We start from the raw sequence: 10,601 nt of genomic DNA on the forward strand, positions 1-10,601 counted from the left end.
TGCGGGACCGTGGCCGCAGCCATTGACCGCGAGGTGGATCACCTGCCGGCAAGGCCCGTCCCAAGAGGGGAATCATGACCGAAATAGCTGAAGCGGAAAACACTGAGGCAGAGGTAAGGCGCCCGTTTCCGCTTGCCGCTCGTTGTCCGTTCGGTGCACCGGCCGAGTACGCGGAGCTGCGTAAGACCGAACCGGTGTCCAAGGTGACCGTAGCCGTGAACGGCCGGCCCGCCTGGCTCTTCACCAAATACGACCTCATCCGGCAGATCCTCTCCGACCCCCGGCTGAGTGCGAACATCAAGCTGCCGGGATATCCGATCCCGATCAATGTGGACGACGCGTACGTCCAGACGGTCCGCCGGGGGCTCTTCAACCTGGACGGTCACGACCACGCCGTGCAGCGACGCCTTCTCGGCCCCGAGTTCAGCGTCAAGACGCTGGAGAAGCTGCGCCCGCGCATTCAGTCGATCGTCGACGGATACATCGACCGGATGATCGAGCAGGGTGGCCCTGTCGACCTGGTGGCGGCCCTCTCCATCCCCATGCCGTCGCAGGTCGTCTGCGAGATCCTGGGCATTCCCTTCCAGGACCGGGAAGTCTTCCAGAAGTGGTCGGGCACGCTGATGAACAGCGCCACCCTGCCCGAGGAGCAGATCCGGATCATCGGGCAGATGGAGGAGTACCTCGGCAAGCAGATCGCCGAGAAGGCCGCCAACCCCGGTGACGACCTGCCCAGCCGTGTCCTGGAGAAGAACGAGCGTGAGGGCCACGGCCTCACTCACGAGGACATCGCCTGGATGACGAACGTCCTGAATGGCGCCGCCCACGAGACCACGGCCAACAACCTCACCCTCGGGGTCCTCGCGCTGCTCCAGCACCCGGACCAGCTCGCCGAGTTCAAGGCCGACCCCTCGCTCGCGCCCAAGGTCGTCGAAGAGGTGCTGCGTTACGCCAGCACCAACGACTGGGGTACCTCCCGGGTCGCGACCGAGGACATCGAGATCGGCGGAGTGCTGATTCGCGCGGGTGACGGAATCATCACCTCACGCGTCGCGGCCAACTACGACGACGAGGCCTTCGAGGACCCGGGCACCTTCGACATCCACCGGGGCGCGAGCAGCCACCTCGCATTCGGATACGGCCCGCACGGGTGTGTCGCGCAGAACCTGGCACGCCTGGAACTCCAGATAGCCCTCACCACCCTGTTCACGCGCATTCCCGAGCTGCGGCTCGATGTTCCCGCCGTGGAACTGCGTGTGCGCGAGGACGCGCTCATCCACGGGATTCACGAACTCCCGGTCACCTGGTAACGGAGGAAATCCCCTTATGCGTGTGCTGGTTGATGACGATCGGTGCGTGGGTGCAGGCTGCTGTGTGCTCGCGGCGCCGGACCTGTTCGAGCAGAACGATGAGGACGGCCGGGTCTTTCTGCTCATCGACAATCCCGGTTCCGAGCTGCGCGATGCCGTGCTCGAAGCCATTGACGTCTGCCCGGCGGACGCGCTCAAGCTGATCGACGAGTAATTGCGCGGTACGTGGGGAGTTTCTGACTCCCCACGTACCGGAATGCGACCCGGCCCGCCTTTTCCAGAAATCGGAGAACGGCTTTGCATGCCCAAAATCAACTGACCGATCGTGAAACGGGACTCGCGTACCCGCAGGGGACACTCGTCCACAGCCTGCTGGACGACGCCACGGCAGAGGTGCCCGATGCCCGCGCCGTACGCGACTCCGTCACCGCCCTGAGCTACCGCAGGCTGCACGAGCTGAGCCACGCCGTCGCCCACTGGCTGCGGGGACAGGGCGTCGCCCCCGGTGATCGGGTGGTCGTGCAACTGCCCAGCCGGGTCGAACTGGTCGCCCTGTTCTACGGAGTCGTACGGTGCGGCGCGATCTTCGTGCCGCTCAACCCGGCCATGAAGCGGTTCCACCTCTCGTCGGTGCTGGAGAACGCGGAGCCGGCGCTGGTCATCGGCGACGCCGCCTCGGCTCCCGGTCTGCGCGAGAACACCGCCGTACCGGTCCACGACATCTCCGTCGCCTGGACCCACATCCTCGCCGTGGCCGACAGGACGCCGGAGCCGGTGGCCGTCGAGGTCGGCGTCGAGGACGTCGCCGCCCTCGTCTACACCTCGGGCAGCACCGCGGCCCCCAAGGCCGTGGTGTGCCCGCACCGGCAGGTCACCTTCGCATCGTCGGCGATCAACGCGGAGCTGGGATACCGCGCGGACGACGTGGTCTTCTGCCGCTTCCCGCTCTCCTGGGACTACGGCCTGTACAAGGTCCTGCTCTCCTGCCTGGGGCGTTCCGAACTGATCCTCGCCGGCGAGGAGTCCGACCTCGTCCTGCTCACACGTATGCGGGAGACCGGCGCCACCGTCGTGCCGATCGTGCCCTCGCTCGCCGCGATGATCGCCACCCTCGCTGCCCGGGACACCGGACAGCCGCCGCCGGTACGGATGTTCACCAACACCGGCGCCGCCCTCCCGGCGACCACCATCTCGGCGCTGCGGGAGGCGTTCCCCGGCGTACGGGTGGTGCGCCAGTTCGGGCAGACCGAGTGCAAGCGGATCTCCATCATGCCGCCCCACGAGGACGGCGAACGCCTCCAGTCGGTCGGCCGCCCGCTGCCCGGCACCCGGGTGCTGATCCTCGACGCGGACGGCGCCGAACTGCCGGTCGGCGAGACCGGCGAGATCGTGGCCGCGGGACCGCATGTGATGCCCGGCTACTGGCGTTCCCCCGAGCTGTCGGCCGGCAACTTCCGGCCGGACCCGGTCACCGGCGAACCGCGCCTGCACACCGGCGACTACGGAAGCCTCGACGCCGACGGCTACCTCTACTTCGAGGGCCGCCGGGACGACATGTTCAAACGCAAGGGCATCCGCATGAGCACCGTCGAGATCGAGGCGGCCGCCATGGACGTCCCCGGTGTCCGGGTCGCCGCGGTGCTCCCGCCGCACGACGGGCGGGACCTGACGGTCTTCGTCGAAGCCGATCTGGCGCCGACCGTCGTGCTCAAGGAGCTGGCGAAGCGGCTGGAACCCGCCAAGGTACCCGCCCTGTGCAAGGTCATCCCCGAACTGCCGCTGACGCTCCACGGGAAGAACGCGCGCCAGGCGCTGATCGACATGCTCGAAGGGGAGGGACGGTGACCCGTCACGAAGAGCTGGCGGTGCGCTACGGCACACCCCTCTACGTCTACGACCTCGCCGAGGTCACCGCGGCCCGCCGCGAGCTGTTCGACGCGCTGCCCGAGAGCTTCCACCTCTACTACGCGCTCAAGGCGAACCCCCACCCCGACCTGGTCCGGGCGCTGCGCGAGGGCGAAGGCCGGACCTGCCGCCCCGAGATCAGCTCGACGGGCGAACTCGCTGCCGCGCTCGAAGCGGGATTCTCCGGCGCGGACTGCCTCTACACGGGCCCCGGCAAGACCCTCGGGGAGCTGAGTGAGGCCATCGGCCTGGGCGTGCGGATGTTCTCGACGGACTCCGTCACCGATGTGCGCAGGGTCGGCGCGGCCGCGCTGGAACACGGCGTCGTGGCCGACTGTCTGCTCCGTATCAACAGCGCGTCGGCCAGCGCCACCAGCAGCATCCGGATGACAGGCACCCCCTCGCAGTTCGGCTTCGACAGCGAGACGCTCGCCGAAGTGCTGCCCGAACTGCGGGACGTCCCCGGCACCCGGCTCACGGGCATGCACTTCTTCCCGCTGAGCAACGCCAAGGACGAGGAATCGCTGATCGGCGAGTTCCAGCACACCATCGCCGTCGCCGCGCAGCTCCACCAGGAGCTGGACATCCCGCTGGAATACCTGGACATCGGCGGCGGCTTCACCGTCCCGTACGGAGTCCCGGGCGAGCGCGGCAGCTACCCCAAGCTCCGCGCCGAACTCGAAGCCGCCCTCGACACGCACTTCCCCGAGTGGCGGTCCGGCAGCCCCAGGCTGGCCTGCGAATCGGGCCGCTTCCTCATCGGCGCGAGCGGCACGCTGCTCGCCTCCGTCAGCAACGTCAAGGTCAGCCGCGGCCGTAAGTTCGTGATCACGGACGCCGGCATCAACACCTTCGGCGGCATGTCGGGCCTGGGACGGCTGCTGCCCGTGGCGGTGCAGCCCCGGGCGGGTGCCGATGTGGAGTCCGCGAGCCTGGTCGGCCCCCTGTGCACGCCCGGTGACGTACTGGGCCGGGAGATCAAACTGCCGGTGCTCCGGGCCGACGACCTCGTCAGTGTCCCCAACGTCGGAGCGTACGGCCCCACCGCGAGCCTCCTCATGTTCCTCGGCAGGCCGGCGCCCACCGAGGTGACCGTCCGTGCGGACGGGAGCGTCTCCGCCTCGCGCATCGAACACCACCGCGCGTACCTGCCGACCGGAACCGGAGCACGAGAGTGAACAGCGCACCGTCCGCAGTCCTCCCCCCGAGTCCGGAGGCGCCCGCTGCCCGCGGCACCGTCGTCGTCACCGGGATGGCTTCCGACTCCCACACCTGGAACCTGGTCTTCCTCCAGCTCCTGGTGGAAGAGCTGGGATACGACGTCGTCAACCTCGGCCCGTGCGTGCCCGACGAACTCCTCGTCGACGAATGCCGCGCGCTCTCCCCCCACATGGTCGTCATCAGCAGTGTCAACGGACACGGCTATCAGGACGGAATGCGCGTCATCGGCCGGCTGCGGTCCTGCGCGGAGCTCGCCGACACCCCCGTCGTCATCGGCGGGATGCTCGGCATCTCCGATGAGAACGCCACCTACGTCGACGAGCTGATGGCGGCCGGCTTCCACGCCGTGTTCGAGGGCAGCAGCACCGCGGGCTTCCAGGACTTCGTCCACTCGCTGCCCGCGAAGGCCGGCGCCACGGCGGAGATGGCCGCTGTCGCGTCATGACCTCCATCGTCCGCTCGGTGCGCCGGGCCCTCGCCCACAGCCGGCCCGTCGACTTCGGTGCGTTCGTACGCCGTGCGGGCGGCTCGGGCGGGCTCGTCGTCCAGCCGCGCATGGGGTTCGGCGGCCCCGGCCCGATGCGGACGGGCCTCGCCGCGACCAGGGCGGCCAGGGCCACCACGGTCGGCACCATCACCCTCGACAGCTTCACCCGCGTCGGTGAACTGGAGTCGGTCGAGGAAGCCCTGCGCCACGGAGTGGGCCTCAACGGCTATCCGATCGTCACCTACGGGACGGAGGTCACCGAAGCGGTACTCGACGGCATCCGGGACCACCGCTTCCCGGTACAGGTCCGGCACGGCTCCGCCGTACCGCAGGACATCTTCGAACGGCTCATCGAGCTGCGCCTCAACGCGACCGAGGGCGGCCCCGTCTCCTACTGCCTGCCGTACGGGCGCACCGCTCTCGCCGATTCCATCGAGAACTGGCAGCAGTGCACACGGCGCTACGCCACCCTGCTGGAGGCCGGGGTCGAACCCCATCTGGAGACCTTCGGCGGCTGCATGCTGGGACAACTCTGCCCGCCCAGCATGCTGGTGGCGCTCAGCGTCCTGGAAGCACTGTTCTTCTGCCGGTACGGAATCCGCAGCGTCTCCGTCAGCTACGCCCAGCAGACCAGCGCCGCCCAGGACAGGGAAGCGGTGCTCGCCCTGCGCCGGCTCTGCGCCGAACTCCTGCCGACCGAGAACTGGCACGTGGTCATCTACGCCTACATGGGCGTCTACCCGATGACCGACCACGGCGCACAGGCCCTGCTGGGCCGGGCGGCCGAACTGGCGGTCGGCACCGGGTCGGAGCGGCTCATCGTCAAGACCGTCGCGGAGTCCCGCCGCATCCCCACCGTCGAGGAGAACGTCGACGCGCTGGAATTCGCCGGGGACACCGCCGCGGGCAGCGGGCCGGTGATCGGTGACGCGGATGCCACCGACTCGCAGACCTACCGGGAGGCCCGCGCTCTCGTCGAGGCCACCCTGGACCTCGACCGCGACATCTCGCGGGCACTGCTCCTCGCCTTCCGGCGGGGGTTCCTCGACATCCCGTACTGCCTCCACCCGGACAACCGCGGCAGCTGCCGCAGCTACATCGACGGGGACGGCCGGCTGCGCTGGGCCGACACCGGCTCGCTCCCCCTGGGCGGGCTGGCCGAGGGCGGGCACAGCCGCCGGGTCACCTCGGCCGGGCTGCTCACCGACCTCTCCTACATGCGCCGCCGATTCGACGAGGCGCCACCTGGACCCGCGCCGCTGCCCGGCCCGCGTGACGGGGCCGCCGGCGCACCCCGTACGCCCCTTCAGGGGGCCACCCGAGCGACCGTACAACCGCCAGCGAAGGACGGTGCACAGAGCCGATGACAACCGATGGACAGAACCAGCGCCTGACGATTCTCGGCGCGGGCGTGATGGGCGTGAACATCGCGACGACGGCCCTGGGCCACGGGATCCCCGTCGTCCTGGTCGACGTCGAGCAGAGCACGCTCGACCGCGCCCGCACCCAGATCTCCCAACTGCTGCGCCACGCACAGCTGATGGGGGCGCTCCCGGCGGACACCCCCGCCGGTGAGCTCACCACCGCGCTGTCCCCCGTGGACGGCGCGGACGCCACCGCGGTGATCGAGGCGATCACCGAGGACGCCGCTCTCAAGGCCAAGGTGCTGGCCGAGGTCTCCGGAGTGATCCGGCGCGGCACCCCGCTGATCTCCAACACCTCCGGCATCCCCATCGACGAACTCGCCGAAGCCGTGGCCCGGCCGGACGAACTGGTCGGCACCCACTTCATGAACCCCACCTATCTGATCGCGATGGTGGAGGTGATCAAGGGTCCGCGCACCAGCGAGGAGACGATGGCCGGGGTCGTGGGACTGCTCACGGCGATGCGGCGGCGCTCGGTCGTCGTCCAGGACGCACCCGGCTTCGTCACCAGCCGGCTGCTCCACCCCATGATCAACGACGCGGCGCGGCTGGTCGAGGCCGGCACCGCCGACGCCGAAGCGGTCGACGCCCTGATGGAAGGGTGCCTCGGGCACCCCACCGGGCCGCTGCGCACAGCCGACCTGATCGGGATCGACAACCTCGTCGACTCGCTCGCCGCGCTGTACACGCGGACCGGCGACGAGGGCTGCCGCCCCTGTGACCTGCTGCTCGAAAAGGTCCGGCTCGGCCACAACGGCCGCAAGTCGGGCCGCGGTTTCTATGACTACGGAAAGGCACTGTCGTGACCACGAATGACACCACCCGGACTGCCGAGATCACCGCCGAGACCATCGAGGCCGAGCTGCTCGCTCACCTGGAGGGCCGGACGAAGACGAAGCTCACCCCCGACCACGACCTGTTCGGATCGGGCCTGGTCACCTCCATGTTCGCCATGGAACTCGTCGTCCACCTCGAAGGCGAGTACGACATCGTCATCTCCGGCCCCGACCTGAAGCTGGAGAACTTCCGCACGGTCCAGTCGATGGGCTCCCTGGTGCTCAGGCTCCGTGAGGCCGTGGTCGACCGTGGCTGACCTGCTCGACGGTGAGCGCGAAACGGTCCGCGCACTCGTCGGCGACCAGGCCGGCGTATGGGACCGTGCGGGACTGCTGCCCCTGGAGCTGCTGCGCAAGCTCGGCGGCCTCGGTCTGCTGAGCGCGCAGATCCCCGCCGCCCACGGCGGCCGGGGCGCGGACAGCCGCACGAACGGCGAGTTCACCGCCTATGTGGGCAGCCTGTGCAGCTCGCTGCGGAGCGTCATGACCTCCCAGGGCATGGCCGCCTGGACCATCGAGCGGCTGGGCACCCGGGAGCAGCACCGCGCGTTCCTGCCGGGTCTGAGCAGCGGACAGCTGGCCGCGGTCGGCTTCAGCGAGACCGACGCGGGCAGTGACCTGTCCGCGATCGGCACCCGGATCCGCCGCGACGGCGACTCGGTCGTGGTGGACGGCGCCAAGCGCTGGATCACCGCGTCGCACTACGCGGACCTGCTGGTGATCGTCGGCCAGTACGACGACGGCGCGGCGGCGGTGGTCATCCCGGCCGACACACCGGGCGTGCACGTGGAACGCGTCGCCGAGCCGATGGGCTGCCGGGCGGCCGGCCACGCCGACCTGCGCTTCGACTCCGTACGCGTACCGGCGGAGAACGTGCTGGGCGGAACGGGGCTCCCGCTGCCGCTCGTCGTCACCGCGGCGCTCGGCTACGGCCGGATGTCGGTGGCCTGGGGCTGTGTGGGCATCCTGCGGGCCTGCCTGGACGCCGCTGCCACCCACGCCAAGGGCCGGCAGCAGTTCGGCAAACCGATCGCCGAACACCAGCTGGTCGCCCGGCACATCGCCGAACTGTATGTGTCCGAGCAGATCGCGTCGCGTGCCTGCGAGCACGCCAGCGGCCGCTGGGACGCGAAGTCCCCGGACATGGTCGTGGCGGCCGTCACGGCCAAGCACATCGGCGCAGGCCATGCCGCACGAGGGGCCGCGGCCGCGGTGCAGGTGCTGGCATCCGCCGGGGCCCAGGACGGCCATGTGGTGGCGCGGGCCTACCGCGACGCCAAGCTCATGGAAATCATCGAGGGCAGCAACGAGATCTGCCAGCTGATCCTGTCTCAGCACGCCCTCAGCCATGCCGAGTGACTCGAACGAGGGGAAGAACACGACGTGTCCGGCAAACCGAACGTGGTGAAGTGCCTGGTCTGGGATCTCGACAACACCCTGTGGTCGGGAACCCTGCTGGAGGACGGTGAGGTCAGCATGGACGATGCGGTGCATGACGTCATCGTCGAGCTGGACTCCCGTGGCATCCTGCACTCCGTCTCCAGCAAGAACGACCACGACCGGGCGTGGGCGCGGCTCGAAGAGCTGGGCGTCGCCCAGTACTTCGTGCTTCCGCACATCGGCTGGGGCCGCAAGTCGGACGCGGTGCTCGACATCGCCGAGCAGCTCAATTTCGCACAGAACACCATCGCCTTCATGGACGACCAGCCCGCCGAGCGGGCCGAGGTGGCCTTCCACGCGCCCGAGGTCCGCTGCTACGACGCCACCCAGGCCCTGTCGCTGCCTGACCTGCCGGAGTTCAGCCCCGCGTCGGTGACCGTGGACTCCCGCCGGCGCCGTGAGATGTACCAGGCAGGCTTCCGCAGGTCGGCCGAGCAGGAGAAGTTCAACGGCCCCGACGAGGAGTTCCTGCGCTCGCTCCAGCTGGAGCTGCGCATCGGCCGGGCCGGTGGAGAGGAGCTGTCCCGGGTCGAGGAACTGACCCTGCGCACCAGCCAGATGAACGCGACGGGTGTGCACTACTCGGACGAGACGCTGCGCGGGCTGCTGGCCGATCCGGACCACGAGGTCCTGGTGGCAACACTGACCGACCGGTTCGGCACGCATGGCGCCATCGGCGTGATGCTGCTCGACACCAGCGGCGAGGCCGCCTGGAACCTGAAGCTGCTGGCCACCTCGTGCCGGGTGGTGTCCTTCGGAGTGGGCACCGCCATCCTGAACTGGCTTGCCGACCAGGCGGCCAGGGCAGGCGTCCACCTCCTTGCCGACTTCCGGCGTACCGACCGCAACCGGATGATGGAAGTCGCCTACCGCTTCGCGGGCTTCGGGGACGGCGAGGACTGCGCGTGCCTCGCCGGAACGGACGGGGACGGCGGCGGGGACGGCGGTGACGACATCCAGCGGCTGCACCTCGTCCCGGCCCGGCACGAAGCCCCGTCGACCCTGACCCTCATCGCCCCCCACCTCGCCGGAGGCGTGCCCTCCGCGGTCTGACCGGGGGATCCGTCCCCGCCCTGACCCGGCCGCCCCGCACCTGCCCCGCTCCTCCGACACCGCCGTCGGCACCCCCTACGGGGTACCGGCGGTGGCCGTGTAGGGGGCGGGGAACCCCCAACTCGCCCTTTCCTTCCGGTCCGGCCCCGGCCGGCCCGGTCATTCTTCGTGAGGAGGACGGGGGCGTGGCCGCGACGCGGCGGCGCCCCCTCACCAGCCATGGCGCAACAGATACTGTCCGGCCCGGAGCTGCTCGACTACGTCCGGGGGGTCTCCCTGCGCGACGACGACATCCTGGCCGCCCTCCGCGCGGAGACGGCCGAGCTGCCCGCAGGGCAAGCCATGCAGGTCATGGCCGAGGAGGGCCAGCTGCTGGCCCTCCTGGTCGGTCTGACCGGAGCCCGCACCGTACTGGAGATCGGCACGTTCACCGGCTACAGCACCCTGTGCATGGCCCGTGCCCTCCCGGCCGGCGGGCAGGTCATCACCTGCGACATCCTCGACAAGTGGCCCGAGATCGGCGCCGGTTACTGGAAGCAGGCCGGAGTCCAGGACCGGATCGACCTGCGCGTCGGCAACGCGGTGGACACCCTCGCGGACCTCACCGCCGAACGCGGCCCGGAGAGCGTCGACTTCGTGTTCATCGACGCGGACAAGGCGAACTACCCGGCGTACTACGAGGCGTCGCTCGCGCTCCTCAAGCCGGGCGGGCTCATCGTGGTGGACAACACCCTCTTCTTCGGCCGGGTCATCGACCCCGCGGCCCAGGACGCGGACACCCTCGCGGTACGCGAACTCAACGCGTTCCTGCACGGGGACGACCGGGTGGAGATGTCCCTCCTCGTCATGGCGGACGGCATCACGCTCGTCCGCAAGAAATCCCTCTGATCCCTTTTAGGGGCAGCTAGGGGTGGGGTCGGTGTGC

Annotated in this window: 11 protein-coding genes; all 11 read left to right on the plus strand. The window is 69.7% G+C overall.

Annotation, left to right across the window (positions count from 1 at the left end; all coding sequences use genetic code 11):
• Window positions 1-194: 194 nt before the first annotated feature.
• Window positions 195-1,310: a cytochrome P450 gene (locus tag OHB13_RS28745; protein ID WP_328378978.1), complete on the plus strand. Its 1,116-nt coding sequence runs from the start codon at window positions 195-197 to the stop codon at window positions 1,308-1,310.
• A gap of 16 nt (window positions 1,311-1,326) precedes the next feature.
• On the plus strand, window positions 1,327-1,524 hold the full coding sequence (locus OHB13_RS28750; RefSeq protein WP_266852131.1) for a ferredoxin: 198 nt from the start codon (window positions 1,327-1,329) through the stop codon (window positions 1,522-1,524).
• A gap of 155 nt (window positions 1,525-1,679) precedes the next feature.
• Window positions 1,680-3,155 carry an AMP-binding protein gene (locus OHB13_RS28755; protein ID WP_328380413.1) on the plus strand — a complete coding sequence of 492 codons (1,476 nt, stop codon included), beginning with the start codon at window positions 1,680-1,682 and terminating at the stop codon, window positions 3,153-3,155.
• Window positions 3,152-4,393 carry a type III PLP-dependent enzyme gene (locus OHB13_RS28760; RefSeq protein ID WP_328378979.1) on the plus strand — a complete coding sequence of 414 codons (1,242 nt, stop codon included), beginning with the start codon at window positions 3,152-3,154 and terminating at the stop codon, window positions 4,391-4,393. The genes OHB13_RS28755 and OHB13_RS28760 overlap by 4 nt, the downstream gene beginning before the upstream one ends.
• Window positions 4,390-4,881, plus strand: coding sequence for a cobalamin B12-binding domain-containing protein (locus OHB13_RS28765; protein ID WP_266852127.1), 492 nt, complete (start codon window positions 4,390-4,392; stop codon window positions 4,879-4,881). The genes OHB13_RS28760 and OHB13_RS28765 overlap by 4 nt, the downstream gene beginning before the upstream one ends.
• Window positions 4,878-6,290: a methylaspartate mutase gene (locus tag OHB13_RS28770; RefSeq protein WP_328378980.1), complete on the plus strand. Its 1,413-nt coding sequence runs from the start codon at window positions 4,878-4,880 to the stop codon at window positions 6,288-6,290. Before OHB13_RS28765 ends, OHB13_RS28770 begins: the two co-directional genes overlap by 4 nt.
• Window positions 6,287-7,153, plus strand: a complete 867-nt coding sequence (locus tag OHB13_RS28775; protein WP_328378981.1) for a 3-hydroxyacyl-CoA dehydrogenase family protein — start codon at window positions 6,287-6,289, stop codon at window positions 7,151-7,153. The genes OHB13_RS28770 and OHB13_RS28775 overlap by 4 nt, the downstream gene beginning before the upstream one ends.
• Complete coding sequence (locus OHB13_RS28780; RefSeq protein ID WP_266852121.1) at window positions 7,150-7,440, plus strand: acyl carrier protein; 291 nt, start codon at window positions 7,150-7,152, stop codon at window positions 7,438-7,440. The genes OHB13_RS28775 and OHB13_RS28780 overlap by 4 nt, the downstream gene beginning before the upstream one ends.
• Window positions 7,433-8,542 carry an acyl-CoA dehydrogenase family protein gene (locus tag OHB13_RS28785; protein WP_405913567.1) on the plus strand — a complete coding sequence of 370 codons (1,110 nt, stop codon included), beginning with the start codon at window positions 7,433-7,435 and terminating at the stop codon, window positions 8,540-8,542. Before OHB13_RS28780 ends, OHB13_RS28785 begins: the two co-directional genes overlap by 8 nt.
• A gap of 24 nt (window positions 8,543-8,566) precedes the next feature.
• Entirely contained in the window at window positions 8,567-9,676 is a 1,110-nt protein-coding gene (locus OHB13_RS28790) for an HAD-IIIC family phosphatase (protein ID WP_328378982.1), read from the plus strand.
• Between the two features lie 219 nt (window positions 9,677-9,895).
• Window positions 9,896-10,564 carry an O-methyltransferase gene (locus OHB13_RS28795; protein ID WP_266852118.1) on the plus strand — a complete coding sequence of 223 codons (669 nt, stop codon included), beginning with the start codon at window positions 9,896-9,898 and terminating at the stop codon, window positions 10,562-10,564.
• The last annotated feature ends 37 nt before the right edge of the window (window positions 10,565-10,601 follow it).

The organism is Streptomyces sp. NBC_00440, from assembly GCF_036014215.1.
Taxonomy (GTDB): Bacteria; Actinomycetota; Actinomycetes; order Streptomycetales; family Streptomycetaceae; genus Streptomyces.

Bases quoted from the DNA above. Each gene is read 5' to 3' on its own strand.
- OHB13_RS28770 (WP_328378980.1), top strand. From the start codon at position 4,878: ATGACCTCCATCGTCCGCTCGGTGCGCCGGGCCCTCGCCCACAGCCGG.
- OHB13_RS28795 (WP_266852118.1), top strand. From the start codon at position 9,896: ATGGCGCAACAGATACTGTCCGGCCCGGAGCTGCTCGACTACGTCCGG.
- OHB13_RS28750 (WP_266852131.1), top strand. From the start codon at position 1,327: ATGCGTGTGCTGGTTGATGACGATCGGTGCGTGGGTGCAGGCTGCTGT.
- OHB13_RS28775 (WP_328378981.1), top strand. From the start codon at position 6,287: ATGACAACCGATGGACAGAACCAGCGCCTGACGATTCTCGGCGCGGGC.